The organism is Agrobacterium sp. V1, from assembly GCF_030518355.1.
Lineage (GTDB): Bacteria > Pseudomonadota > Alphaproteobacteria > Rhizobiales > Rhizobiaceae > Agrobacterium > Agrobacterium cucumeris.
Map to the genome: position 1 here is coordinate 487265 of NZ_JAULSF010000001.1, position 26234 is coordinate 513498.

27 protein-coding genes are annotated in these 26234 nt (G+C 59.3%); 16 read left to right on the forward strand and 11 right to left on the reverse strand.

The features are described 5' to 3' along the window. Nucleotides 1-18: 18 nt before the first annotated feature. Nucleotides 19-1668, forward strand: a complete 1650-nt coding sequence (betA, locus tag QSV77_RS02325) for a choline dehydrogenase (protein WP_302732396.1) — start codon at nucleotides 19-21, stop codon at nucleotides 1666-1668. Between the two features lie 3 nt (nucleotides 1669-1671). On the opposite strand, the gene QSV77_RS02330 is transcribed toward betA, so the two are convergent. From QSV77_RS02330 to QSV77_RS02340, 3 genes are all read right to left on the reverse strand, one after another. Further along, nucleotides 1672-1971, reverse strand: coding sequence for a type II toxin-antitoxin system RelE/ParE family toxin (locus QSV77_RS02330; protein ID WP_302732397.1), 300 nt, complete (start codon nucleotides 1969-1971; stop codon nucleotides 1672-1674). After that, on the reverse strand, nucleotides 1968-2240 hold the full coding sequence (locus QSV77_RS02335; RefSeq protein WP_302732398.1) for a YlcI/YnfO family protein: 273 nt from the start codon (nucleotides 2238-2240) through the stop codon (nucleotides 1968-1970). The genes QSV77_RS02330 and QSV77_RS02335 overlap by 4 nt, the downstream gene beginning before the upstream one ends. A gap of 99 nt (nucleotides 2241-2339) precedes the next feature. Next, entirely contained in the window at nucleotides 2340-3092 is a 753-nt protein-coding gene (locus QSV77_RS02340) for a DUF3750 domain-containing protein (RefSeq protein ID WP_302732399.1), read from the reverse strand. A 73-nt stretch (nucleotides 3093-3165) separates the two neighbouring features. Here QSV77_RS02340 and QSV77_RS02345 point away from each other — a divergent pair, with 73 nt between their 5' ends. Both QSV77_RS02345 and QSV77_RS02350 read left to right on the forward strand, forming a co-directional pair. Next, a complete protein-coding gene (locus QSV77_RS02345) occupies nucleotides 3166-4164 on the forward strand; it encodes an asparaginase (protein WP_302732400.1) in 999 nt (332 codons plus the stop codon). Nucleotides 4165-4326: 162 nt separating this feature from the next. Further along, entirely contained in the window at nucleotides 4327-4947 is a 621-nt protein-coding gene (locus tag QSV77_RS02350) for a glutathione S-transferase family protein (protein ID WP_302732401.1), read from the forward strand. Nucleotides 4948-5111: 164 nt separating this feature from the next. On the opposite strand, the gene QSV77_RS02355 is transcribed toward QSV77_RS02350, so the two are convergent. Both QSV77_RS02355 and QSV77_RS02360 read right to left on the reverse strand, forming a co-directional pair. After that, nucleotides 5112-5771: a glutathione S-transferase family protein gene (locus QSV77_RS02355; RefSeq protein ID WP_269698517.1), complete on the reverse strand. Its 660-nt coding sequence runs from the start codon at nucleotides 5769-5771 to the stop codon at nucleotides 5112-5114. 82 nt (nucleotides 5772-5853) lie between these two features. Next, nucleotides 5854-6369 (reverse strand): MarR family winged helix-turn-helix transcriptional regulator, encoded by a 516-nt coding sequence (locus tag QSV77_RS02360; protein ID WP_142839304.1) that lies wholly within the window; start codon nucleotides 6367-6369, stop codon nucleotides 5854-5856. A gap of 141 nt (nucleotides 6370-6510) precedes the next feature. On the opposite strand from QSV77_RS02360, the gene QSV77_RS02365 reads away from it, so the two are divergent. From QSV77_RS02365 to QSV77_RS02385, 5 genes are all read left to right on the forward strand, one after another. Next, the gene (locus tag QSV77_RS02365) at nucleotides 6511-8040 is read left to right on the forward strand and encodes an MDR family MFS transporter (RefSeq protein ID WP_302732402.1); all 1530 of its coding nucleotides are present in this window, start codon (nucleotides 6511-6513) and stop codon (nucleotides 8038-8040) included. A gap of 269 nt (nucleotides 8041-8309) precedes the next feature. After that, entirely contained in the window at nucleotides 8310-9320 is a 1011-nt protein-coding gene (locus tag QSV77_RS02370) for a ligase-associated DNA damage response exonuclease (RefSeq protein WP_302733872.1), read from the forward strand. A gap of 1 nt (nucleotide 9321) precedes the next feature. Continuing rightward, nucleotides 9322-10953 (forward strand): cisplatin damage response ATP-dependent DNA ligase, encoded by a 1632-nt coding sequence (locus QSV77_RS02375; RefSeq protein WP_302732403.1) that lies wholly within the window; start codon nucleotides 9322-9324, stop codon nucleotides 10951-10953. A 244-nt stretch (nucleotides 10954-11197) separates the two neighbouring features. Next, nucleotides 11198-12127 carry an IS110 family transposase gene (locus tag QSV77_RS02380; RefSeq protein WP_302732404.1) on the forward strand — a complete coding sequence of 310 codons (930 nt, stop codon included), beginning with the start codon at nucleotides 11198-11200 and terminating at the stop codon, nucleotides 12125-12127. A gap of 268 nt (nucleotides 12128-12395) precedes the next feature. After that, nucleotides 12396-13361 carry a S9 family peptidase gene (locus QSV77_RS02385; RefSeq protein ID WP_302732405.1) on the forward strand — a complete coding sequence of 322 codons (966 nt, stop codon included), beginning with the start codon at nucleotides 12396-12398 and terminating at the stop codon, nucleotides 13359-13361. A 6-nt stretch (nucleotides 13362-13367) separates the two neighbouring features. Here QSV77_RS02385 and QSV77_RS02390 read toward each other — a convergent pair whose 3' ends face one another. Both QSV77_RS02390 and QSV77_RS02395 read right to left on the reverse strand, forming a co-directional pair. After that, nucleotides 13368-14177, reverse strand: a complete 810-nt coding sequence (locus tag QSV77_RS02390) for a glycosyltransferase family 32 protein (RefSeq protein ID WP_302732406.1) — start codon at nucleotides 14175-14177, stop codon at nucleotides 13368-13370. A gap of 151 nt (nucleotides 14178-14328) precedes the next feature. Beyond that, nucleotides 14329-17040: a heavy metal translocating P-type ATPase gene (locus tag QSV77_RS02395; RefSeq protein ID WP_302732407.1), complete on the reverse strand. Its 2712-nt coding sequence runs from the start codon at nucleotides 17038-17040 to the stop codon at nucleotides 14329-14331. A 167-nt stretch (nucleotides 17041-17207) separates the two neighbouring features. Here QSV77_RS02395 and QSV77_RS02400 point away from each other — a divergent pair, with 167 nt between their 5' ends. The 3 genes from QSV77_RS02400 (at nucleotide 17208) to QSV77_RS02410 (ending at nucleotide 20295) form a co-directional block, all read left to right on the forward strand. After that, nucleotides 17208-18116, forward strand: a complete 909-nt coding sequence (locus tag QSV77_RS02400) for a L,D-transpeptidase (RefSeq protein WP_142839308.1) — start codon at nucleotides 17208-17210, stop codon at nucleotides 18114-18116. A gap of 155 nt (nucleotides 18117-18271) precedes the next feature. Continuing rightward, on the forward strand, nucleotides 18272-18997 hold the full coding sequence (locus tag QSV77_RS02405) for a L,D-transpeptidase (RefSeq protein WP_302732408.1): 726 nt from the start codon (nucleotides 18272-18274) through the stop codon (nucleotides 18995-18997). Between the two features lie 269 nt (nucleotides 18998-19266). Next, nucleotides 19267-20295 carry a calcium-binding protein gene (locus QSV77_RS02410; protein WP_302732409.1) on the forward strand — a complete coding sequence of 343 codons (1029 nt, stop codon included), beginning with the start codon at nucleotides 19267-19269 and terminating at the stop codon, nucleotides 20293-20295. Nucleotides 20296-20439: 144 nt separating this feature from the next. On the opposite strand, the gene QSV77_RS02415 is transcribed toward QSV77_RS02410, so the two are convergent. Then, entirely contained in the window at nucleotides 20440-21213 is a 774-nt protein-coding gene (locus QSV77_RS02415; protein ID WP_302732410.1) for a hypothetical protein, read from the reverse strand. 177 nt (nucleotides 21214-21390) lie between these two features. Further along, nucleotides 21391-21849, reverse strand: coding sequence for a MarR family winged helix-turn-helix transcriptional regulator (locus QSV77_RS02420; protein WP_142839311.1), 459 nt, complete (start codon nucleotides 21847-21849; stop codon nucleotides 21391-21393). 194 nt (nucleotides 21850-22043) lie between these two features. On the opposite strand from QSV77_RS02420, the gene QSV77_RS02425 reads away from it, so the two are divergent. The 3 genes from QSV77_RS02425 (at nucleotide 22044) to QSV77_RS02435 (ending at nucleotide 23668) form a co-directional block, all read left to right on the forward strand. Next, nucleotides 22044-22466 carry an organic hydroperoxide resistance protein gene (locus QSV77_RS02425; RefSeq protein WP_003511906.1) on the forward strand — a complete coding sequence of 141 codons (423 nt, stop codon included), beginning with the start codon at nucleotides 22044-22046 and terminating at the stop codon, nucleotides 22464-22466. 97 nt (nucleotides 22467-22563) lie between these two features. Next, nucleotides 22564-22947: an MbcA/ParS/Xre antitoxin family protein gene (locus tag QSV77_RS02430; RefSeq protein ID WP_269698508.1), complete on the forward strand. Its 384-nt coding sequence runs from the start codon at nucleotides 22564-22566 to the stop codon at nucleotides 22945-22947. Further along, nucleotides 22907-23668, forward strand: coding sequence for an RES family NAD+ phosphorylase (locus QSV77_RS02435; RefSeq protein WP_302732411.1), 762 nt, complete (start codon nucleotides 22907-22909; stop codon nucleotides 23666-23668). The genes QSV77_RS02430 and QSV77_RS02435 overlap by 41 nt, the downstream gene beginning before the upstream one ends. 178 nt (nucleotides 23669-23846) lie before the next feature. On the opposite strand, the gene QSV77_RS02440 is transcribed toward QSV77_RS02435, so the two are convergent. Continuing rightward, nucleotides 23847-24269, reverse strand: a complete 423-nt coding sequence (locus tag QSV77_RS02440) for a YciI family protein (RefSeq protein ID WP_269698506.1) — start codon at nucleotides 24267-24269, stop codon at nucleotides 23847-23849. A 113-nt stretch (nucleotides 24270-24382) separates the two neighbouring features. Next, nucleotides 24383-24829, reverse strand: a complete 447-nt coding sequence (locus QSV77_RS02445) for a MarR family winged helix-turn-helix transcriptional regulator (RefSeq protein WP_302732412.1) — start codon at nucleotides 24827-24829, stop codon at nucleotides 24383-24385. Between the two features lie 150 nt (nucleotides 24830-24979). Here QSV77_RS02445 and QSV77_RS02450 point away from each other — a divergent pair, with 150 nt between their 5' ends. Together QSV77_RS02450 and QSV77_RS02455 are read left to right on the forward strand one after the other, a co-directional pair. After that, entirely contained in the window at nucleotides 24980-25708 is a 729-nt protein-coding gene (locus QSV77_RS02450) for a thioredoxin family protein (RefSeq protein WP_302732413.1), read from the forward strand. A 26-nt stretch (nucleotides 25709-25734) separates the two neighbouring features. Then, complete coding sequence (locus tag QSV77_RS02455) at nucleotides 25735-26223, forward strand: DUF1579 domain-containing protein (RefSeq protein WP_142839316.1); 489 nt, start codon at nucleotides 25735-25737, stop codon at nucleotides 26221-26223. Nucleotides 26224-26234 lie beyond the last annotated feature (11 nt).

The following is a 26234-nucleotide window of genomic DNA, read 5'->3' on the forward strand; positions in this document are numbered from 1 at the left end:
CTTGGGAAAGAAACGGTAATGCAAGCAGATTACATCATCGTCGGCTCCGGCTCCGCAGGTTCCGCCATCGCCTACCGCCTGTCGGAGGACGGTCGTTATTCCGTCATCGTCATCGAGGCCGGGGGGTCGGATTTCGGCCCCTTCATCCAGATGCCGGCCGCACTCGCCTGGCCGATGAGCATGAAACGCTACAATTGGGGTTACCACTCCGAACCCGAACCCAATCTCAACAACCGCCGCATCACCGCACCCCGCGGCAAGGTCATCGGCGGCTCGTCCTCCATCAACGGTCTCGTCTACGTGCGCGGCCATGCCGAGGATTTCAACCGCTGGGAAGAACTCGGCGCGCAGGGATGGGCCTATGCGGATGTGCTGCCTTACTTCAAGCGCATGGAACACAGCCATGGCGGCGAAGAAGGCTGGCGCGGCACGGATGGGCCGCTGCATGTGCAGCGCGGCCCGGTGAATAATCCGCTGTTCCACGCCTTCATTCAGGCCGGCGCGCAGGCCGGCTTCGAGCTGACCGACGACTATAACGGCTCCAAGCAGGAAGGTTTCGGCCTGATGGAGCAGACCATCCACAACGGCCGTCGCTGGTCCGCCGCCAATGCCTATCTTCGGCCGGCGCTGAAGCGCGGCAATGTTACGCTGGTTGGCGGTTTCGCCCGCAAGATCGTCATCGACAATGGCCGCGCCGTAGGTGTGGAGATCGAGCGCAAGGGCGTGGTCGAAACCATCAAGGCCAATCGCGAAGTCATCGTGTCCGCATCCTCATTCAATTCGCCGAAACTGCTGATGCTGTCGGGCATCGGCCCCGCTGCGCATCTGAAGGACATGGGCATCGAGGTGAAGGCGGATCGTCCGGGTGTCGGCGCAAACCTCCAGGATCATATGGAGTTCTATTTCCAGCAGGTCTCCACCAAACCGGTCTCGCTATATTCCTGGCTGCCATGGTTCTGGCAGGGCGTGGCCGGCGCGCAATGGCTTTTGTCGAAAGGTGGGCTTGGCGCCTCCAACCAGTTCGAGGCCTGCGCCTTCCTGCGCTCCGCACCGGGCCTGAAGCAGCCTGATATCCAGTATCATTTCCTGCCAGTCGCCATTTCCTATGACGGGAAGGCGGCGGCGAAAAGCCATGGTTTTCAGGTGCATGTCGGCTACAACCTGTCGAAATCACGCGGCAATGTCACGCTGCGCTCAGCCGATCCGAAGGATGATCCGGTCATTCGTTTCAACTATATGAGCCACCCGGAAGACTGGGAAAAATTCCGCCATTGCGTGCGTCTGACCCGCGAAATCTTCAGCCAGAAAGCTTTCGACGATTTTCGCGGACCGGAAATCCAGCCGGGTGAAAAAGTGGCGAGCGACGATGAGATCGACGCCTTTTTGCGGGAGCATCTGGAAAGCGCCTATCACCCCTGCGGCACCTGCCGGATGGGCGACAGGGACGATGCGATGGCTGTCGTTGATCCCGAATGCCGGGTCATCGGCGTGGAGGGCCTGCGTGTCGCCGACAGTTCGATCTTCCCGCATGTGACCTATGGCAACCTTAACGGCCCGTCGATCATGACCGGCGAAAAGGCCGCCGATCATATTCTCGGCAAAACCCCGTTGCCGCGTTCCAATCAGGAACCGTGGGCGAACCCGCGTGCGGCCGTCAGCGACCGGTGAGGATCAATGGTAATCGTCCTCGCGCTGGTGGCGGATCGCGAGGATGGACACCGTTTCCGCATCTTCGATTTGAATGAGGACGATGTACCCGGAGGATCCGAACGGAACGATCAGTTCCCGTAAGAGTGCGTTTTCCCCAGGCGCCTTGCGCGTTGCGAAAGGAAACTCGCTCAGTCCCTCAATCGTCGAAATAATTCGGTCCACGGCTTTTTCTGCCGTTGAAAAATCCATTTCCAGTAGAAAATTATATAGCCGGGTTATGTCTGCTCTGGCTGCAATCGTATACCGGAGATTGAAACTCACTGGCCACGCTCAGCTTTCTTGGCTGCGAGCATTGCCCGCAGTTCCGCATGGACCTCTTCGGCGGAATAAAAGATCCCCGTGCGTTTGGATTCTTCGAGCGATGCCAAACCGCGTGCGATAAACTCCGCCTGTGATTTGCGGATCTCCACCTGCCTGCGTACGGAATCTTCAACGAAGGAGGAGAGCGTCTCGCCGTCCTTCAGCACGCTTTCCGCCGCCTCGCGAAAATCCGCCGTTACGCGCAGCGAAGGCAATGTTGCCGTTTTCATGTCGCATCTCCATGCGTTGCAATTGCGATGCGAAGGATGTCTCAGTTATGAGGTGGAGTCAATTTCAAACTCGGCAGAGGTGCCGTAAAGCCCGCTATTTCAGGCCTCCGGCCCCGCCACCCCAAAGTAACCCAACCCCGGTATCTTCACCCCCGGCCTGCTGAAATCGACCCCGGCGACCAGACCCAGAAAATTGATCTCGAAACCGCTGCGCGCACCCGCCGAAACGCCAAACAACCCACCGAGTGACACGCTCGCATCCTTCCAGTCGTCGGCAATGTGATAGAACGCGCCGTTCGGCAGGTAGTCACGCCCCACCGCATCGGGTGGCAGAACGACGCCGAGTTCCGGCACGCTGCGCAGCACATGGGCAACGAAGGTGTTGGAGTTCGGGCCGGGATAGATGCGGTAGCCGCCCGGCTTGGCATAAGGGTAATCGGCAATCGCCTGTTCGATCCTGGGGATCAGCTTTTCCGCTGCCGCGCCGTGAATGGCCACCACCTGGCGCGGCGTGTTGGAATACCAATAGGCATCGGCCGCATAGCCATTGCGGCGAATGGGTGTTCCCCAACCTACCTTGTCGTAGCGATCATAGGCCGTCGCACCCGGCTTTTTCAGCACGATCCAGGCATGGCTGGCGACGGAACCCTTGAAGCCGCCGGTCATGGCGGAAAACACGTAAACCGCAGCCTGCTTGTCGGCTGCGGCTTGCGGAAGCGTGCCGGAGGAGGACCAGCGGGCATCGCGCCAGCCCTGCGGATGTTCCCGCATGGCCCACAGCCCGGCGGATGCCAGAGCGGGAAGCAGATAGATAATGGCAATCGCCAGCAGCAGACGTTTTGCAAATTTCACTGATAGCCCCGTGCATCGAAAAATCAATTGCGGTATCAACGGCATAAAATCAGAACTTTTTGAGGCTGCGAACATGAACAATTCCGTTACCGTCGAAGTCACCAGGGGCAGCCTTGTCGAAAGCCGCCATCAGGGTCTTGTCGTGGTGGTGGATGGCGATGGCGGCGTTGTGTTTTCCGCAGGTGATGTAGAGCGCGGCATCTTCCCGCGTTCCGCCTGCAAGGCCATGCAGGCGCTGCCGCTGGTGGAAAGCGGGGCTGCGGATGCCTATGGTTTCGGCGATCGTGAACTGGCGCTTGCCTGCTCCTCCCATTCCGGCGAGGACGCGCATGTGGAACTTGCCGCCGCCATGCTTGCGAAGGCCGGCAGGGATGTCGATACGCTGGAATGCGGTGCGCACTGGTCATCCGACCAGAAAACCATCATCCATCAGGCCCGCACGCTGGAAAAACCGACGGCGCTACACAATAATTGCTCCGGCAAACACTCCGGCTTCATCTGCGCCTGCTGCCACACGGATACCGATCCCAAGGGCTATGTCGGTTATGATCACCCACTGCAGAGGCAAATCCGCGCCACGATGGCAAGCCTGACGGGCGCGGCGCTCGGCCATGATAATTGCGGCGTCGATGGTTGCTCCATCCCCACCTATGCGGTGCCGCTTACGGGGCTGGCGCATGGTTTCGCCAGGATGGCGACGGGCAGGGGGCTGGAAGAGGGCCGCGCCAAAGCCTCGCGTCGTCTCATCGAGGCCTGCATGGCGGAACCCTTTTACGTGGCAGGCAGCGGCCGCGCCTGCACCAGGCTGATGCAGATCGCACCGGGCAAGATTTTCGCCAAGACCGGCGCAGAAGGTGTCTTCGTGGCGGCCCTGCCGGAAAAGGGCATTGCCATGGCGGTGAAATGCGAGGACGGCACGACGCGCGCGGCCGAAGCCATGGTCTCGGCATTGCTAGCCCGCTATTTTGATGAGGGCAGCGCCGAGCAGCAGGCTCTGACAGGCATGGCCAACCGGCAGATGCGCAACTGGAACGGCATCCATGTCGGTGATATCAGAGTCGTCGGGCTGTAAAATCCGGCGTTAAAAAAACACGATAAAACCTTTGACGCCGCCGGTTGCCGGCACGATGATGGCTTGCCCTGCGCGTGACGGCCGAACCCCGGCCGCCGGCAAGGCCCGGCGTCCGCAGCAAGAGGAAGTGGGCGCCTTCATTGTCCTGGAGGTCGCATATCCATGTTTACCCTGTTTTTCTCCCCCGGTTCCTGCTCCCGCGCCAGCCATATCGTGCTTGAGGAATCCGGCCTGCCTTACACGGCCCACCGCGTCAATTTCGCAGAGGGCGAACAGCGCTCCGAGACATTTCTGAAGATCAATCCGAAAGGCCGCGTGCCGGCGCTCGCCACCGCAAGCGGCGTGCTGACCGAGACGCCCGCCATCCTCGCCTTCATTGCCCAGATGGCGCCGGAAAAGAAGCTCGCACCGCTTGACGATCCCTTCGAATTCGCCGTCATGCAGTCCTTCAACGCTTTCATTTCCTCCACCGTGCATGTCGCCCACGCCCATGGCCGGCGCGGCAGCCGCTGGGCGAGCGACGATAGTTCGCTGGCGGATATGAAGGCGAAGGTGCCGCAGACCATGGGCGAGTGCTTCGAACTGATCGAGCACGGCCTCTTGCATGGCCCCTGGGTCCTGGGCACGGCCTATTCGGTGGCTGATCCCTATCTTTTCGTCATGTCCGGCTGGCTGGAAAGCGATGGTGTGGATATTGCCCGTTTCCCGAAAGTGCACGACCACTTCCGCCGCATGAACGACCGCCCGGCGGTGCAGCGGGCGCTGGCGAGCGAGAGGGGTTGAGCAGATCGCGCCTCCCGTCATTCCGGCCTTGAGCCGGAATCCAGCCAGCCCAAGTCCTTGGGCTGAAAGGACTCTATCCGACGCGCGCTCGCGCGCCGGCTGGATACCGGCTCAAGGCCGGTATGACGAAAGTGGGAGTGGTCATCCAATCAGCGCTTACGCGCTCAAGCCGCCTCGGCCGCGCGCGTATCCCACATGGTCTTGAAGGCCGTGCGCGCCTGGCAGCGGGTGAGCCAGGCTTTCACCGCCGGATGGGCATCAAATAGCGGCTGGTGACCCTGCGCATAACGAACGATTTCCGCCGCATTGAGATCGGCGACGGTGAAACGATCCCCCACCAGATAGTCATGTTGGACAAGATGCTGCTCCAGCACCCGGAACGGGCGCTTCAGCAGCCGTGCGGCAACATCGATCACCGCTTTGCCGCTGTCGCTCTCCGACAGGCCTTCGGCGATGGCGGAGGAAATTTTCAGCGAATTGGTTTCGATTTCGGTTGCGGCAAAGAAAGACCATTGCAGCATCGCCGCATCTTCCTTCAGATCGACCGGGGCGAGCGGCCCGCCATATTTGCGCACCAGATAGAGATTGATGGCCATGGATTCATAAAGCACCATGCCATCATCCTCGATGCAGGGAATGGTGCCCATCGGGTTGACGGCGAGAAATGCTGGAGACAGCGTGTTGAGCGGCGCGTCAGTGGCGAGCGGATCGGCAAGACGGCGGGCCTGTATCACGGGCACGTGCTTGAATTCTATGCCCAGTTCACCCGCAAGCCACAGCGTGCGCGTGGCGCGGGACCGGTAGACACCGTAAATCGTCAACATCGAAATTAACCCTTGAACCTGTTCGATGGCGGCACGTTACGGTCTCGCCGCTTTAAAGTGAAGTTGCAGATATCAGGGGCAACTATGATTTTTTCTGATCCGTCAGGAAGTCCGTATCCGGCGATAGCCGGTATTCGAAACGGTCGATGAACCGCTCGAACAGGCGGGCGAAAGTCTCCACATCGTCGGCCGGCCAGCCATCCATCACATCTTCGATGACGCTCATCTTGGTGCGGCGCATTTCCTGCAGCAGGCTGGTGCCGAGCGGCGTGATCTCGACGATGCTGCGGCGGCCGTCTTCCTGCGAGACGCCGCGTTTCAGCAGGCCGCGCCCCACCATGTCCGCCACCACGCGGCTACCGCGTGAGGGATCAATGCGCATGCCCTCGGCAATCGCACCCACGGTGACATCACCTTCGGCGCGCCGCAGAATATCCAGGACGTCGATATGCGAGAGTTCGAGACCCGGAGCGAGCTTGGCAAGCGCCATGCGGCCGATGATGCGGCGACCGATCATGATGCGCATGCGCGTCATCGTATTGCCTATCCGCTTGATGTCCTCGGGCAGATCCTCGTTCCAGTTTTCCTCGCTCGCCACTCTCGGTCGTTCCTTTTCTTGCGCGTTCGCGATCACATTTAGCGCGAATAGCATGGATGTCAAAAACTTGCCATTGACATATATATGCTGATAGCACACAAATTGTCGCAGCAAATATGCCGGAACTCAACGAGATTTTTCATGGATATGTCCGCAGCCCCCGTGGCGCCGCTTGTGTCGGATCATCGGCGCAGGCTCATCGTTTTCCTGTTTCTGATGCTGGCCATGTTCATGGCCACCCTCGACAACCAGATCGTATCGACAGCACTGCCCACCATCGTCGGTGAGTTCGGCGCGCTGGAACGCTTCGGCTGGATCGGTTCGGCCTATCTTCTGGCAACCAGCGCGGTCATGCCTGTTTATGGCAAGCTCGGCGATCTGTTCGGGCGCAAATATGTGATGATCGCGGCGGTGGTCATCTTCACGCTGGGCTCGCTCGCCTGCGGTCTGGCCTGGTCGATGGATAGCCTGATTGCTGCCCGTGTGTTGCAGGGGCTTGGCGGCGGCGGCATCATGGTGTCGATCTTCTCCGTCAATGCGGATCTGTTCGAACCGCGCGAACGCGCCCGTTACCAGAGCTATTCCAGCCTCACCATCATGGCGTCGGGCAGTGTAGGCCCGATCCTCGGCGGCACGATGAGCGACCTGTTCGGCTGGCGGTCGATCTTCCTCATCAACCTGCCGCTCGGCATCATTGTCATTGCGGGCCTGGCGCTGATGTTGCCTTATCGTCGTCCGGCGCGCCAGCCGAAGATCGACTATCTCGGCGCGGTTCTGCTGGCGGCCACCATTGCCAGCGTGGTGTTCTGGGCCGATAGCAGCGAATTGTTCGGCTCGCTGATCGCCGCCCCGAGCCTCGGCATCATCGCCTTCGCCGTCATCGCCGCCTTCCTCTGGGTGCAGGTGGAGCGCCGTGCGCCGGAACCCGTCGTACCGCTCAGGCTGTTCAAGGATTCGACCTTTCCGCTCTTGATGATCGTGTCGCTGACCAGCGGTGGCATCGGCATCGGCATGGTCAATTATTACGCCCTGTTCCTGCAGACCACGACCGGCCTTTCCCCCTCCCATGCCGGCCTGTTCTTCATCGCCGTCACCGGCGGCATCGTCATGGGCTCGCTATCGGCCGGCCGGCTGATTTCGATTACCGGCGTCTACAAGCCGTTCTCGGTGGCGGGGCTCACCATCAACGTCATCGCCATGCTGCTGTTCACGCAGATGCATGCCGGAACGCCGCTTTGGGTGATTGCGGTCCTTATGTTGGCACAAGGCTTTGCAGTCGGTCTCGGCCAGCAGGCGCCGATCATCGGTGTGCAGAACTCCGCGCCTAAGGCGGATATCGGTGCGGCGAGTGGCGCGGTGACGCTGACCCGCATGGGCGGCGCCGCCATCGCCATCTCGGTCTATGGCGCGATTGTCACCTCCAGCCTCAAGGGCGTGGCGGTGGATATTCCCGGCGTCGGCAGAATAGAGGAACTGACGCCGAAAATGCTCGCCGAACTGCCCGCGGCCTCACAGGCCGCAGTCGCCTCGCTTTACTCGGACGCCTTTACGCCGCTATTCTTCGCGGCCGCCGCAACCGCTGCCATCGGCCTTGCGGCGGCGCTGATGTTGAAACCGGTGCGCCTGCCAGCCGCGGTTGAGGCGAAGCCGGCTGAAGCAGCGGGGGAGTAGGCAGGTCGGCAGGCAGTTGTGAACGCTGGTTTTGTGCTGAAACCTCTCCTCCGTCATACCGGCCTTGTGCCGGTATCCAGTCAGCCCAAGTCCTTGGGCTGAGAGAGCTCTTCCCGCCGCGCAGACGCGCGGCTGCTGGATTCCGGCTCAAGGCCGGAATGACGGGAGATGCTTACAAAACAAAAACACCCCTGCGGGAAATTTAACGCCCGTTCCGCGTTATGCTCGCAGCACTTTACATTCGCGCGGGCGGCCCTATCTCAATGAATATGAAGCCGGAACAGCTCCTGAACTCCACGCCCAAGGGCCTTTATTGCCCGGCGGGCGATTTTTATATCGATCCCGTGCGTCCCGTGGCGCGGGCGCTCATCACGCATGGCCATTCGGATCACGCCCGTGCCGGCCATGGCGCGGTGCTGGCCACGCGCCAGACGCTCGATATCATGCGCATTCGTTATGGCGAGGATTTCTGTGGCAGCGAGCAGGCGGTGGCATTCGGCGAGAGGGTGGAGGTGAACGGCGTCACCGTCGGGTTCCATCCGGCTGGCCATGTGCTGGGCTCGGCGCAAATCTCCGTCGAGATGAACGGCATGCGCATCGTTGCATCGGGGGATTACAAGCGCGGCATCGATCCCACCTGCGCGCCGTTCGAGACGGTGCCCTGCGATGTCTTCATCACCGAGGCCACCTTCGGTCTGCCGGTGTTTCACCATCCGCTGCCGCGCGTGGAAATCGGCAAGCTGCTCACCTCCATCAAACAATTTCCCGAACGCACCCATCTGGTCGGCGCCTATTCGCTCGGCAAGGCGCAACGTGTCATCCGGCTATTGCGCGATAATGGTTATGCCGAGCCGATCTACATCCACGGCGCGCTGGCGCGGCTTTGCGATTATTACGTCTCGCAGGGCATCGATCTCGGCGATCTCAGGCCCGCGACGCTGGAAAAAAGCAATCCAGCCGCCTTCAAGGGCGCGATCGTCGTCGGCCCGCCCTCGGCCTTTCAGGAACGCTGGGCGCGGCGCTTCAACGAGCCGCTGATCGCCTTCGCCTCCGGCTGGATGATGGTGCGGCAACGCGCCAAGCAGGGCGGCGTGGAACTGCCTCTGGTCATATCAGACCATTGCGACTGGCCGGAACTGCTGGAGACGATCAAGGAAATCGGCCCGCAGGCCGTCTGGGTCACCCATGGCCGCGAAGAGGCGCTGGTGCGCTGGTGTCAATTGCAGGGCATTGCCGCAAAGCCGCTGCATCTTGTCGGTTACGAAGACGAGGGGGATTGAGATGAAAGCCTTCGCCACCCTTCTCGACCGCCTCGTCCTCACTCCGTCGCGCAACGGCAAGCTGAAGCTTCTCACCGATTATTTCCGCGATACGCCCGATCCCGACCGGGGTTACGGTCTGGCGGCGATTGCCGGCACGCTGGACCTCAAAAGCGTCAAGCCCGCCATGCTGCGCGAGCTGGTGCTGGAGCGCATGGACGAGGTGCTGTTTCGTTATTCCTATGATTATGTCGGCGATCTCGCCGAGACCATTTCGCTGGTCTGGGGCAATATCGGCGGTGCTGATGATTCCGAGGCGCAGGACCCGCGTCTCGGCGACGTCGTGACGCTGATGAATTCGCTTGGGCGCACCGAAGTGCGCGGCGCGGTGCGCGATCTGCTGGACCGGCTCGATACCTCCTCGCGTTTCGCCTTCCTCAAACTCGCCACCGGCAGCCTGCGCATCGGCGTTTCGGCCCGGCTGGCGCGGCAGGCGCTGGCGGATTTTGCGGGCAAGGACATCACCGAAATCGAAACCCTCTGGCACGGTCTGACGCCGCCCTACACCACACTTTTTGCATGGCTGGAGGGCAAGTCCGACCGGCCGGTACTGGCCACGCCCGCCATCTTCCATTCGGTCATGCTGGCGACGCCGGTGGCCGAAGGCGACCTCGATGGGCTGGACCCGGCCGATTATGCCGCCGAATGGAAATGGGACGGTATTCGCGTGCAACTATCCCGCGCCGGGGAGACGCGAAAGCTTTACTCGCGCTCCGGCGACGATATTTCCGGGGCATTCCCCGATGTGCTCGATGCGCTTGATTTCGAAGGCGTGATGGATGGTGAATTGCTGATCGGCGGGACAGTGCGCTCCAACAATCTCACGCGCACTTTTTCCGACCTGCAGCAGCGGCTGAACCGCAAGACGGTGACGGCAAAGATGATGGACGACTACCCCGCCTTCATACGCGCTTACGACCTGCTGTTCGATGGCGAGAACGACATCCGTGCAAAAACCTATCTGGAACGTCGGGGGCGGTTGTCCGATATCATCGAGCACGCCCCGCATGACCGTTTCGACCTGTCGCCGCTGATCGGCTTCTCCACATGGCCGGAACTCGACACGCTGCGCGCCGCGCCGCCCGATCCGGTGATCGAAGGCGTGATGATCAAGCGCCGCGACAGCGCCTATCAGGCCGGCCGCGCCAAAGGGCCATGGTTCAAATGGAAGCGCGATCCCTATAATATCGATGCCGTCATGATGTATGCGCAGCGCGGCCACGGCAAAAGGTCGAGCTATTATTCCGATTTCACTTTTGGTGTGTGGGCGGAAGGCGAGGGTGGTGAACAGCTTGTCCCCGTGGGCAAGGCCTATTTCGGTTTCACCGATGCGGAACTCGAAGTGCTGGATAAATTCGTGCGCGACAATACCGTCGAGCGCTTCGGCCCGGTGCGGGCGGTGCGGGCCACGCCGGATTTCGGCTTCGTGCTGGAAGTGGCCTTCGAGGGCATCAATCGCTCCACCCGCCACAAATCCGGCGTCGCCATGCGATTTCCGCGCATTGCGCGGCTGAGAGCCGACAAGCTGCCGGCCGAGGCGGACCGGCTTTCGACGCTGGTGGCGATGATTGACGGTGTCGAGGGATCGGTGTGATGGTCCGCGCCAGTCTCGACATTTACTGTAGCTCGCCCTGCCTCTAGTTCCGTCATTCCGGCCCCGAGCCGGAATCCTGTGTATTGGATTTGTGCTATGTAGAGTGCGGGCGGAAGGCCGTCGGAATCCTGGTCGTTAGAGACCGCCTGCTGGCTTTTGGACCTCCGCCCGCTCTGATAATCCCAACCTGAACAGTTGATGGAGGCCGTGAGCGCGGACCTCGTAGCACAGGATGAGGCTTGCCATGGTACACCCTGTTTACATCGGATGCGACGTCTCAAAGGCACATCTGGATCTTTTCGATGCCGCAACACAAAAAGCCGTCCGCATCGCCAATACCGGCACCGCCATCGATGAATGGCTTGCCACCCTTGATGGACGCGAGGCGCAGGTCGTTCTGGAGGCGACCGGACGTTATGACCGGCTGTTGTGCTCGGCGCTCGAAAGGTGGCGGCGGCCCTATTGTCGGGTCAATCCGGCCAGGGCCCGCGACTTTGCAAGAGCCACCGGCCAGCTTGCCAAAACCGATACCATCGATGCGCGACTTTTGGCGCGCATGGGCGAAACACTTTCACCACCCGTTACGACACCACCCGACCCGGTCCGTCAGCAGCTGGAAAGCCTGCATACAAGGCGTGATCAGCTTGTTGCCATGCGCCAGCAGGAACGTGCGCGCCTTCATACGGCCGATCCGTCGGAGCGCGACAGCATCGCGCGCCACCTCGGCTGGCTCGATACGGAAATCGCCGCGATCGAACAACAGTGCCAGTTGCTTGTACGGACAAATGTGACGCTGAACGAGCAAAGCACCAGACTTCGCTCGATCCCCGGCATCGGCCAGATCACGGCGTTCACCCTGATGGCCCACATGCCGGAACTGGGCGATAGTTCGCCAGGCAGCATGGCGGCGCTTGCAGGCCTTGCCCCCTTCAATGCCGATAGCGGCATTCATCGCGGCCAGCGCCATATCCGCGCCGGACGAAAGCGCGTGCGCGATGCCCTCTATATGGCGGCGCTGGTGGCCTACCGGCTAAAGTCGCCCTTCGCCCGCATGGTTCAAGCCATGCAGGCCAAAGGCAAACCGTTCAAGGTCATGATCATCGCCATCGCCCGCAAACTGCTCGTCATTGCAAATGCCATTCTCAGGGATAAAACCACATTCGAAGCAGCTTAAAACAACATGCATTAATACAGTTGCCAGCAGCCGCGGGTCGGCGCGGCGAGAGGGGTTTTTACGCCCAAGGACTTGGGCTGGGTGGATACCGGCTCGAGGCCGGTATGACGGAGAGGGAGCCGGTTATCAGGCAGGAAACATTGCACCGTCCAGAAATTGCCACGATGGCTGCGAATACATTGTTGTCATTCGCGAATCCGTGATTGGACAGTCTCCCGCCGCAGTGCTGAACTGCTAGTACCTCCATCCCCGTCCTCAGAGTGCACCCATGGCCGATAAACGCTTTCTTTCCTCAGCCTTCGGACAGGAAGAGAGCGGCGTGATATGCCAGGGCCTGACGCGGCGCGGCCTGCTTGCCGGCGCCATGGGCCTGTCGGTGGCAGCGCTTCTGCCGCAGGGTGCGAAAGCCGGCATTGTCGCCCCCGAGGTTCTGCCGCTGGAACGGCAGGATTACGCGGAGGCCCGTCAACATTTTCACACTCGCTTGCTGCGAAAGATGGCCGCGCCGGAAAAATCCTCGGCGCTTGGCACGCCGCCCGGCGCGGAACGCGTCACCTATCCCGGCGGGCCGGATGGTTCCATCGAGCTTGTCGCCTGGCTCTCCCACTATCAGCCGTCCAAAACACCAAAGCCGGCAGTGCTTTTCCTGCACGGCGGCAATGCCACGGGAGACGGCCACTGGGCACTGATGAAGCCCTATTGGGAGGCTGGTTTTGTCGTGCTGCTGCCGTCTTTCCGCGGCGAGAACGGCCAGAGTGGCAATTATTCCGGTTTTTACAACGAAACGGCGGATGCGCTGGCGGCAGCCACCTATCTGGAAAACCTGCCCGGCATAGACAAAAAGCGCTTTTTCATCGCCGGCCATTCCAATGGCGGCACGTTGACATTGCTCGCCGCCATGAGCCGCAAATTCCGTGCGGCGGCCCCCATGTCGGCGGGCGTCAATTCATGGCGATATTTCAACCGGTATTCGGACGAGATCTGTTTCGACGAAACCGACGAGCGTGAATTCATCATGCGCTCCTCGGTCTGTTTCGGCCCCAGCCTCAAATGTCCGGCCCTGTTGCTGCGCGGCGAAGAGGAGCGGCCTTTCGATGCCGATCACCAGCTGTTCGTGGATCGTGCCCTGATGTCCGGGTTCAAGGTGGACAAAAAACTGCTGCCCGGCACCCACAATGGCGTGGTTCCGGGCGCAGTGGTGGAAAGCATCCGCTTTTTTAACGGCTTCGCCTAAAACGCGTTATTCTGCCGCCGGGGGCAGTGCGCCCTGATTTTTGACGATCGACGTCTTGGCCTGCTCTTTCCACCATGCGCCATCTTTTTTATCGGCATATTGGGCACGCTTGTTGGTGAATTGCCCTTGGGTACACATTTCCCGGTAATTGCGAACAGGCACTCCGAGTTCCTTGACCACGGCATGCACCACCGTCGGGCCGGTCATGTCATAGACGCTGACGAGGGTGCCTTCTTCGATATTCTGGGCAATACGATCGGCAATTAGTCTAAGCACAGGATGACCCGGTCTGGAGGCCATGAAGTAATTCGTCACTTCGCCGTCTTTCATGGCGATGAAAACGGCTTCTTCGTCTGAGCTGATCGCATCTTCCGGGCGCGCCGCGAAATTGGAATCGATATCAAGATAGATGCCGCCGTCCTGCAAAAGGACCAGAATACGCCAGAAATCCGCCTTTGCGGCGCCGACTTGCAACCGGCGGAAGGCATCGGCGTAACGTCCGGGAAAGTGGCGGTCGATATAGGCCTGGCACGCCTCGTCATCATGGTAACGATATTCGAATTCCGGGGTCAGCAAGCGATTGAACAGGAAATTCGCATAGATCGGCGTTGTGACGCGGTTGGAGTAATTCGTCTGCCAGATGATGCGCGGAATGGCTTTTTCCGATTTTGGCTGGCGTCGCGCAGGCCGATGATCGGGAAGTGTTTTTCTTCTGCCCGGCCGGAGAAACAAATCGATGGAAAAGATAACCTTGACGATATTTCCGCCGATCTTGATCGCACGATAAGCAATGCGGTTATAGCCATGCTTTGACAAGTTCAGCGCTCCTGCGTGTGGAATCGACTATCACGCGCGTGGGAACGGCGGTACGCCGTATTTATTGTACGCAATTAGTTTGTCAATATGCTGAAAGTTGGACCGGCCGAGCCCGAATGAGGAGGCTCGGCCGGTTTGAACTTGGCTGTGGTCAGGCTTTGCTGCGATTGAAATAACCGAGCAGCCGCATGGCATTGGCGGTCACCAGCACCGTGGCACCTGTATCGGCAAAGACGGCGAGCCACAGGCCGGAAAGGCCGGTGACGGTCGTGACCAGAAACACAGCCTTCAGGCCAAGCGAGATCGCCACGTTCTGGCGGATGTTGCTCATGGTGGCGCGTGAGAGGCCGATGAGGCGGGCGGCATCGCCGACATTGTTGCGCATCAGCGCCGCATCCGCCGCTTCCATTGCCACGTCCGTGCCGGAGCCGATGGCGACGCCGACGCTGGCGGCGGCAAGCGCCGGTGCATCGTTGATGCCGTCACCCACCATCACCACGGTCTTCTTTGCGGCGAGTTTGCGGATTTCCTCGACCTTGTTCTGCGGCAGCAGTTCGCCGCGTGCTTCAAGACCCAGCTTGTTGCCGATGGCACGCGCCGTGCGGGCATTGTCGCCCGACAGCATCAGAGAGGAAATGCCCATCTCCTTCAGCGCCTTGATGCCTTCGGCCGCATCCTTGCGCGGTTCGTCGCGCATGGCGAAGAGACCGCTCGCCGCACCGCCGGCCATGACCACGGCCACCGTCTTGCCTTCGCTTTCAAGTGCCGTGATGCGGTCGGCCAGCTCCTTCGAGAGGGTGCCGACTTCGGTTGCAAAGCGCGGTGCGCCGATGAACAGGCGTTTTCCGCCAACGGTGCCCTGCATGCCGCGACCGGAAATCGCCTTGATGTCGGAACCGGGCAGCGGCTTCACACCGGCCTTTTCGGCGTGGTTGACGATGGCTCTGGCAAGCGGATGGCTCGATTCATGCTCGATGGTGGCGGCTTCGGCGATCAGCCCTGCCTCGTTGCCGTCAAGCGCCACCACGTCGGTCACCACAGGTTCGCCGAGCGTCAGCGTGCCCGTTTTGTCGAAGGCGACGGTTTCGGTGCGCGCCAGCATTTCGATGACGGCGCCGCCCTTCACCAGCATGCCGTGGCGGGCCGCAGCCGAAAGGCTGGAGGCTATTGCCGCGGGAACGGAGATGACCAGCGCGCAGGGGCAACCGATCAGCAGCAAAGCGAGACCACGGTAAATCCAGGTATCCCAGTCACCGAGACCGGCAAGCGGCGGCACGACGATGGTCAGAGCCGAAATCGCCACGATCAGCGGCATGTAATAACGCGAGAAATTCTGGATGAAGCGCTCCGTCGGCGCGCGCGCATCCTGGGCTTCCTCGACAAGCGTGATGATACGGGCAATGGTGTTGTCTTCCGGCGCGCGGTCAACACGGATGCGCAGCGAACCGTCATGGTTGATCGAACCGGCAAAGACGCGGGCGCCTTTTTCCTTGGCAACCGGGATGCTCTCGCCGGTCATCGGCGATTCATCGACGCTCGATTCTCCCTCCATTACTATGCCATCAGCGGCGATGCGGTCACCGGGACGGGCCACGACCACCTGGCCGATGCGGACCTGATCGGCAGCGACCTGACGGAGCGCACCGTTTTCCTCGACCAGCGCCGTTTTCGGCAGCAATGAACCAAGCGCCTTGATGCCGGAACGGGCGCGTGCGGCCGCAAAGCCTTCAAGCAGTTCGCCGATCGAGAAGAGCAGCACGACGATGGCGGCTTCTTCCGCTTCACCGATGAAGATCGCGCCGATGGCGGCAATGGTCATCAGCATCTCGATGGTGAAGACCGCGCCGAAACGGGCGGCGTTGAAGGCATTGCGCGCAATCGGAAACAGCGTCACCAGCGTGGCGATGATGAAGGCATAACCGCCCCAGGCAGGAAAGGTGACTTCCGCCGCATAGGCGGCCGCGACCAGAATGGTGCCGGTGAAGGTGTTTCGGGCCTTGGCCGTGCGCCACCATGCACCCTTTTCATCCGCACCATGGGCGTGTCCCACCTCGGCGCTTGGCGTGACTGTCGCGGGCTGTGCCTTTGCATGCGAATGCCCGGCGTGATCATGGTCGTGGCCGCCGCAATTGGCGTGGTCATGGTCCGCATGATCGTGCCCGGAATGGTCATGGCCCGAGTGGTCATGGCCAGAGTGATCGTGGCCTGAATGATCATGATCCCCGTTGCAGGACCCGTGGTCGTGCCCGTCATTTTCCACCTTGCCCCGCGCCGATTTGTCTTGCGCCAGCAAGGCGGGTTTGAAGCCGAGCTTGCGCAGCGTATCCTCGATTTTTGCGGTCGGGGTCGTGTTTTCGACAAGCGAAAGGTTCAGTTTTTCTCGCGCAACCGATACCTTGACGTCGGCCACGCCGGGCAGGCGGGAGAGCGCGGTTTCGATCTTCGCAGCGCAGCTGCCGCAATCCATGCCGCCGACCGAAAAGGTCAGGGCATTGTTCTGCTCAACGCTGGGGGCGGCTTCCGCAGGGTGGTGACCTCCGCACGATGAATGGTCGTGGTCATGTTCATGGTCGTGAGGTTCCGCTGCGATCTTTTCGCGCGGAGCCTTCTCCTGCGGCAGCAAAGCGGGCTTGAAACCGAGCTTGCGCAGCGTATCCTCGATCTTTGCGACCGATGTCTTGTCTTCCGCCAGCGACAGGTTCAACCTTTCGCGTGCAACGGACACCTTGACGTCGGCAACGCCGGGCAGGCGGGAGAGCGCGGTTTCGATCTTCGCCGCACAGCTGCCGCAATCCATGCCGCCGACCGTGAAGGTCAGGTCTCCCGATTCCCCGTTCAGATTGCCGCGTGTCGAAATATTCATGGTTTTCGCTCCTGAATTCCAGTCGACAGCCAATCTGGCACCTCTAGCAACTAGAGGTTCAAGGGCAAAAATGCGATTTTCCGATTTTTTTTGAAAAGCGCACACCAGCTTCGCGCCAGCCGCGCGGTTCATCATGCAGCCATATTGGATTCCATGAAGCGGTTCAGATGACAGCACTCTTTATGAAACACTGCCGCCGGGCGGCCTCTCTGGCGGGTCTTGTGGCTCTGCCGCTCCTCAGCGGCTGCCTTTTCGTGACGGATACCACCCGGATGGATCCGGATGTCTTCGTGCGGGAAACGGCGCCGGTCTTCAACTTCAATTCCGTCAGCTCGAACCGCCAGCCGGAACTGCCGCCGCAGCCGGGCCAGCTTTCAACGCGTCCGCCGGATCTGTTCAGAACCCGCTTCCATCAGGAATACGGCCCGCCGGTGCGCGGGCAGGGCCTGAGCGCGCCGCAGGTGCAGGGTCAGGCCGCACCGCTCGCCCCGGATCGCATGGTGACCTATGGCCTGCCGGTTTCTAATCCGCTGCATCGGGTCATGTATGGCCCGATCCGCGACGAGGACCGTTCGCTGCCGGCTATTCCCTATGGTCGCATAGACCCGCGTTATCTGCGGCAGGAAGTAAGCTATCAGACGGCGGAAGCGCCCGGCACCATCATCGTCGATACCAAGCAGCATTTCCTTTATCTGGTGCAGCCGGGCGGCAAGGCGATCCGTTACGGCGTCGGCCTCGGGCGCGATGGTTATGCGTGGTCGGGCCGCGGCAAGATCCAGTGGAAGGCGAAATGGCCGCGCTGGACGCCGCCGGACGAAATGGTCAAGCGCCAGCCGGAGCTTACCTCCATCTCGGCGGCCAATGGCGGCATGACCCCGGGTCTCAACAATCCGCTCGGCGCGCGTGCGCTTTATATTTTCAAGGACGGCAAGGACACGCTTTACCGCGTGCACGGCACGCCGGACTGGCAGTCCGTCGGCAAGGCGACGTCCTCCGGCTGCGTGCGCATGCTCAATCAGGATGTCATTGATCTTTACGAGCGTGTGCCCAAAGGGGCGCAGATTGTGGTTATCTGACCACGTTCTAAAAGAAAGAGATGCGGGCTCCAATCCACCGGCGCCTTGTGACTGGCTTTTAGCGGTCGGTTAACTATTTTCGCAATACGCATGATACGGAACAAATGACGTACAACGGCGATATAGCCGTTCGAAATGTGGGACAAACCGGCCTTATGACAAGCACCGACACAGATCTTTCCAGACGCACCTTTCTTTCCCTTATCGGCATCTCCTCCGCTTCGCTTCTGGCGGGCTGCGCTTCATCCGGCACGGGAGACGCCATCCGCCAGCAGGCGAGCGCCATCGGCAGCGATTTCCGCCAGATGTTCTCGCCCGGCGTCAGCGATGCGGAACTGGCCGTCATGTACGGCTCGGTTGAAGATGGCGGTTACGTCATTCCCGCCGTACCCTATCAGAAAATCGACCGGCGTTATTACCGCCAGCGGGTCGTCGACCCGACCGGCGAACGCCCCGGCACCGTCGTTGTCGATACGCGCTCGCGCTTCCTCTATGTTGTGGAGCAGGGCGGCAGCGCCATGCGTTACGGCGTCGGCATCGGCCGCGATGGTTTCGCCTGGTCGGGCGAAGGCGTCATCCAGTGGCGTCAGAAATGGCCGAAATGGACCCCACCGGACGAAATGGTCGCCCGCCAGCCGGAACTCACCAAATATTCGTCCAAGAATGGCGGCATGCCGCCGGGCCTGAAGAACCCGCTCGGCGCTCGCGCTCTTTATATCTTCCAGAACGGCAAGGACACGCTCTACCGCCTGCACGGCTCGCCGGAATGGAACTCCATCGGCAAGGCCGTCTCTTCCGGCTGTGTGCGCTTGATGAACCAGGACGTCATAGACCTCTACGACCGCGTGCCGCAGAAGGCACGTGTGGTGGTTTGGCAGTAGGTCTAACTGGACGCTTTAATAAGGCATCCGGTAAATGAATTGACGAATAATGGCTGCAACACGAAGCGTGTTGTGGCCATTATTTATTTCTAATATATCAATATTGTTTTTAGTGTTGATAATCAGTTCTATAGTATATTTATAAATAACGTGACTCTTGTTGGTTTTTTATTATAATAAACACGGGTTGTTCATGATTATTTACGGAAATGAATTTCCTGTATTGCAATCATTCTAATATCTCTGTCGTTAATCGGGGAGTGAATGGCATGACTCTTTATCTCTCAAATAGTTGGCAGGTAGGTACACGTCCCTACGAAATCTTTTACGGTGATCGCTATGGCGTAGCGAGAAACGACGTATTTCAGCTTGGCGGCAGCGAGACCGGCACTCTGGGCGGCATTCGAAATGGTTGGGAAAAGTTTATCGGTGGAGCGGGTGAGGACACGATTTACGTCGCTCCGAAGTACTACTATTCTTGGACTGCTGTGATGATTGACCACAACGGTTTGGATAGTGTCGAGCGCATCGACTTTAACGCCTCTAATTACTGGCCGGTAAAACCAGTTTATTTCGCTGGAATGGCGGATTTTTCGAGCGTGACATACATTTCGCCCGGCGTGACGATCTATGGCCGTGAGAACACCAATATATTCGTCGGGAGTCAGCTTGCGGAACGAGTTGAAGGCGATGGCGGTGATGACTTGCTTTTTGGCAACGCCGGAGACGACGTGTTGTACGGCGATACCACGGAGGTAAATCCTTGGCCGGCGCAATTGAATGCCGCTGGCAATGACTGGCTGTTCGGCGGCACCGGCAATGACTATCTGGATGGTCAGGGCGGTAACGACAATCTGTCCGGTGATGCGGGCGATGACAATCTTTACGGCGGACCCGGAAGCGACCAGCTTAACGGCGGAGACGGCTCAGACAAGTTGTTTGGTGAAGCCGGAAATGACCAGGTGCGCGGTGGGTCTGGAAACGATGAGCTATTTGGTGGAGATAATGATGATCTTCTTGATGGGGGAGCGGGTAGAGACATTCTTTGGGGCGGTGTGGGCGCGGACACTTTCCAATTTGTGACGCAAGCTGCCGTGACTTTGGTTGAAGACTTTGAAGTCGGGATCGACAAGTTACGTTTTCATAACGCAATCGCCGATGACTTCAGCGACTTGACGATTATCGATAACTCTGCCGGATATGCGAGTATAACTGTCGCCGATGTCGAAGTTATTTTGAACGGGGTTTCATCAGCCTCGTTGAACAATTCGATGTTCGAGTTTGGCGTGTACGCATAAACTACCAGGCTCCTCCGTCACCGGCGGCGGAGCCTGACTGAATTTTTATCAAATGCTGCAGAAGTAGCATCGGTTTTGTGTTTGGAATAAACGTCGAACATGTAGACTGAGAACATACAGCTCACACTTGTTGCAGCAAGCACGCTAGTAAGGTTGAAGTTCTGATTTTCTATAATTTTTTGTCATAATTCCATTTTCATCAAATATTTCCAGCTCACCGTTTTCTTTATAATCAACCATTTTCTGCCCGTTATTATAGTAAATAATACCTGGAGTTACGGATACTTGTCCGTTTTCCCCAAATTTGAGGGCTATGGCAGAGCCGAAAAATTCTTTTAGAGCTTTCTCGCTATAATACATATCGCTGCGTGATGCTTCGCTGTAATAGCCGTTGTTCGCTGTTCTCAGGGCAGCTAAATCCAGCCGGGCCTGATAGGCGCGATCGCTGGTGAAATATTCGACTTGCTTGTTAACCAGAGCTTCGTCTTCACCATTCGCGATGCGTTTTGCGCCCCATTCAGCATACTGCGCATTATATTCGTCACGCGGCGGCACAATAATTTCAGGTACATAACGGGGGCTTGCCCGCGCAGCTCTTGTGATCAGGTTGGTTACGATGAACTCCGCGTTTTCCGCGGTGCGCTCGATCGGATTGACGTAATAGGACGACATCATATTCGTGGCCGCGGCGTTCATGGCGCTCATCGTCGCTTGCGGAATGGCGGCGGAGACGGTCTCTTTTTTTGCGGCGGTTTCCAGCTTTGCTTTGGTAGCCTGCGAAGCGAGCGTCAAAATCGTTTCGATGGCTTGCGCAGTTTTTTGCTGACCTCCGGCTACCATTCCGAGGATCGGGGTCGCGGCGTCGTTGCCTGATATTTGGGGGACCGAAAAAGTTTGATTGAGAATGGTCAGCGCCATTGAATTTGCAGAGATCAAAGTCATAGCTATGCCTTTTGAAATCTGCCGCAAAAGGCCTTCACCGGCTTTTGAGGCTGGAAACGCTGCTAAAAGTCATTTTAGCTGCATAAAATATAAATACAACTTTATCGGGAATTGGTAAATAAATACTTTCGACACCCCAGATTTTGAGGGGTATTAAGACTTCGAAAGACCGTCCTTCAACGCGTTCACCCGATCCCGCAGCTGTGCCAGCTCCTCCAGCCCGCAGCCGGTGGCGCCGCCGATGGCCGCCATGATCTTCACGCCCTCTTTTTTGAGGTCGGCGCCTTTTGGCGTTAAGGCCACCAGCACCTGCCGCTCATCCACCGTGCCGCGCTTGCGGGTGATCAGGCCCGCATGTTCGAGCCTTTTCAGCAGCGGTGACAGCGTGCCGGAATCCAGCCCCAGCATTTCGCCAAGCGCCTTGACCGTGGAGGTCTGTTTTTCCCACAGCGCCATCATGACCAGATATTGCGGATAGGTCAGTCCGATCGGGTCAAGCAGCGGTTTATAGGCACGTGTGAAAGCGTGCGCTGCGCCATAAAGGGCAAAGCATATCTGCTGGTCCAGCCTCAACAGGCTTTCCATCTTCGTGTCGTTGCCCTCTGCGCCCATAGTCCTGCTCCAAAATAAAACCGGGGAGGGAACAATCGGCCCCCGCTTTCGGTTCCTGCCACATGGATGTGCGGCGAAATTTCGTGAAAACTATCGCAAAAAACAAAATTTCATTCAACGTGCAAAATCATATTGCGCACAATTTAATTGTTCGCTATAAACCACTCAACACCAACCCGAAGGGAGTAAATGCCATGCCTATTCTCTACACGACCAAAGCATCCGCCACCGGTGGCCGTGCAGGTAACGCCAAGTCGGAAGACGGCGTTCTCGACGTCACGCTGACCGTTCCGAAGGAACTGGGCGGTGACGGTGCCCGCGGCACCAACCCGGAGCAGCTTTTCGCCGCCGGTTATTCCGCCTGCTTCCTCGGCGCGCTGAAGGCGGTCGCCGGCAAGCAGAAGGTAAAGATCCCTGAAGACACCACTGTGACGGCAACCGTCGGCATCGGCCCGCGCGAAGATGGCACGGGCTTTGGCATCGAAGTGTCGCTGAAGGTCAACATTCCCGGCCTGGAGCGCGAAAAGGCAGAGGAACTGGTTGCTGCCGCTCATATTGTTTGCCCTTATAGCCACGCCATGCGCACCTCCACGGAAGTACCGGTTTCTGTGGCCTGATATTGCAGTCATGAAAAGCAGGGCCGGGGTTCATTCCCGGCCTTCTTGTTTGTAGAAATAAATATGCTATATTCTTTCCAAGGAAAGGATGTGTGCCATGAATATTCACGCCAAGACTGCCATGGATCCTGCAGCGCAGGGCAGGGTCGTCACCAAGGCCGTTATCGCCGCTGCCGAGCGGCTGGGCCTGAATGCCGCCCGCATGGCGGATATTCTCGGCGTTTCCGCCCCCACCGTCTCGCGCATGAAAAGACTGGATTTCCTGCTGGAGCCGGGCGCCAAATCGTTCGAGCTGGCGGTGCTGCTGATCCGGGTTTTCCGCTCACTGGACGCGATTGCCGGCGGTGATGAGGCCGTTGCGAAAAACTGGCTGCGCAATCACAATGTTGCGCTGAACGCCGTACCTGCTGAAAAGCTGACCACCATTACCGGATTGATCGATGTCCTCTCCTATCTGGACGCCCGACGCGCTCCTGTCTGAAAAACGCGCCACATCGGGAAAGTACTGGCGGCTGGTGGAAGCACAGCATCAGGTTTCCACCATGAAGCTGGTGGATACGGTGGAGGAGCAATCGCTGCTGGAAGATATTCTCGAGACGAGCAAGCGGCCGTTTCCGCCCGAATGCGCCGGTCTTGATTATCTTCTCGCCACGCCTTTCCGTTATGGCGCCGCTTATCCCTATGGCTCGCGTTTTCGCCGGGCGGGTTTCACCGAGGGTGTTTATTACGCCGCCGCCAGGGTGGAGACGGCGCTTGCCGAAATGGCCTTTTACCGGCTGCTGTTTTATGCCGAATCGCCGGGCACACCGCTGCCCGCCAATCCCGCCGAATATTCCGCCTTCGCCGCCAGCGTCGCCACCGATGCCGCACTTGATCTGACGAAACCGGAGCTGAGCCGTAACGAGGCGCTGTGGACCGATCTCACGAATTACGAGCCGTGCCAGGCATTGGCAGAGCAGGCGCGCGAGGCAGAGGTTGAAGCCATCCTTTATCGCTCGGTGCGCGATCCCGCAGGTGGCCTCAACATCGCAATTTTGTCGCCAAAGGCCTTTGCGGCCAAAACGCCGGTAGAGCGGATGAGCTGGCGCATTCACCTGTCTAAAACCGGGGTGCAGGCCCTGTGCGAATTCCCGATGCGCCGCACGGGGTTTTTGGCGTCGGATTTTGCCAATGACCCGCGTCTGGCCGGCCTGCTGGGCTGAGGTGGCGCTCCGTTTTCCTCTCCTAGGCGGGGAGAAGGTGGCCCGAAGGGCCGGATGAGGGGGCAACGGTAGAGATTTACGGAGAGCTTGCCCCCTCATCCCGCTGCCGCGGACTTCTCCCCGGCGGGGAGAAGAAACAAGCGGCAGCGTTCAGGCCCAGCGGTAAGCCTGAGCCCCGCTACTGCTTGCCCACACGGGCGCGCAGCTCTTCCACATGCGCAGCGATTTCCGGCGTTACGACATCGCCAAAGTCTTCCATTTCGAACAGCGGACGGATTTCGATTTCGCTGCGCTCCAGCATCGGGTTGGGGCAGCGCTTCACCCAGGCGACCGCCTCATCCATGTCCTTGACATTCCACAGCCAGAAGCCGGCAACCAGCTCGTTGGTGTGCGGGAAGGGGCCATCAACCACGGTGCGGCTGTCGCCATCAAACACAACCCTCTTGCCCTTGGAGGAGGGGTGCAGCCCGTCACCGGATTGCATGATGCCGGCATTGACCAGTTCCTCGTTGAATTTTCCCATTGCCTCCATGAGTTCAGTCGTGGGCATGACGCCATCTTCGCTGCTCTTGGTGGCTTTTACAAAAACGATTGCACGCATGATCTTTCCTCCTCGATTGTATTTTCCGGGTCGTCGGGTCCTTAGTCTGGTTTTCCAGCACGACGGCGCGATGACATTCTGGCCGATAAAAGTGGCGTCATGCCGTCGTGCGGTCAGCCTAGATCGATAAGATCGCGGCGCAGCCGGTCGGGGTCACCGCTGCCAATCCTCGCTTCGATTTCCGCATGGGTCTGTTCCCAGATGGGAAAGGCTGCCGCCAGCACTGCCATGCCATCCGTCGTCAGTCGCAGCCGTTTGCCGCGCCTGTCTTTCGGGTCCTGTTCGATGCTGACCAGCCCGCGCCGCTCCAGCGGCTTCAGCGCCGCCGTCAGCGTCGTGCGGTCCATGGCCAGAAGATGGGCGACCGGCCCCATCGGCGGCGGCTCCGGCCGGTTGAGCGACATCAGCAGGGAGAACTGGCCGTTATTGATGCCAACAGGCTTCAGCGCATTGTCGAACAGCCGTGCCAAAGCCCGTGCAGCGCGTTGCGCATGCAGGCAGAGACAGGCGTCCCGCACGAAAAGAGTTGTCGAAAAAGGAATCACGCTGGCGTTTGACATGCGATAAATATGTTGATATCAACCTAATTAGTCAAGCGGAACTTGATGCTCCGCTGATGGTTTAAATGACTTTCAATGCAGAAATAGGCGGCGCCCTCCGGAGGAGCGGAGTGGTGCCGTGGTGAAAGACGGATCCAAGGAGGAAAGATCATGTCTCATCCTGTTGTTTCGAATGAAGAGTGGCTTGCGGCCCGCCGCGATCTGCTGGTGAAGGAAAAGGAACTGACCCGCGCCCGTGATCGGCTGAACGAGGCGCGGCGCGCATTGCCCTGGGAAGAGGTGACGAAAGACTATATTTTCGATGCGCCTTCCGGCCCGAAATCGCTGAAGGAATTGTTCGGCGATTGCAGCCAGCTCATCGTTTATCACTTCATGCTGGCACCAGACTGGGAGGAGGGCTGCACCGGCTGTTCCTTTTTCGCCGACCATGTCGATGGCGCGATGATCCATCTGAAACATGGCGATGCGGGTTTCGTCGCGGTTTCCCGCGCGCCGCTTGAAAAGATCGAAGCCTATAGAAACCGCATGGGCTGGAAGTTCCCGTGGGTCTCCGCAGCGGACAGCGATTTCAACTATGATTATCAGGCTTCCTTCCGTGATGAGGATATCAAGGGCGGGGCCATCACCTATAATTACCGTGAAATCGAACCGATGGGCGATCTGAAGGATCTGCACGGCGTCAGCATTTTCGCCAAGGGCGAAGATGGCAAGATTTATCACACCTACTCGGCCTATGCCCGCGGCATGGAGCAGGCGCTCGGCACGCTGATGCTGCTCGATCTGGTGCCAAAAGGCCGTAATGAAGACGGCGTAATGGATTGGGTGCGCCGGCACGATCAGTATGAGGACGCGCCGAAAGCGGCAGCCTGCTGCCACTGAAACGGACAGACGAGGAGGAGACAACAATGGAAATGGAAAGCGTAAAGCCGCAGAAGGAACATGAATTCCTGTCGAGGTTGGTCGGCGACTGGGTGATGGTTGCCGGCCATGAGGGATATGATCCTGATGATCCGAACCAGCGTTTCACCGAAACCGTGCGCTCCATCGGCGGACTGTGGATCATCGGCGAGGGCACCGGCAGGATGCCCGACGGCGACCAGATGACAGCAGTGATAACGGTCGGTTTTGACCCGGCAAAGGGCAATTTCGTCGGCACCTGGGTAGGCTCGATGATGACCCATCTCTGGGTCTACAAGGGCTGGCTGGAAGATGACGGCAAAACCCTGACGCTGGAAGCCGAAGGCCCCGCCTTTGACGGTTCCGGCCGCATCGATACCTATCACGATGTGCTGGTGCTGCATGACGACAATCATCGCAGCTTTTCCGGCAGCGTCCGCCAGCCGGATGGCACGTTCAAGACCTTCATGACATCGGAGTTCCGCCGCAAGGGGTAAGGCCCTGCCGG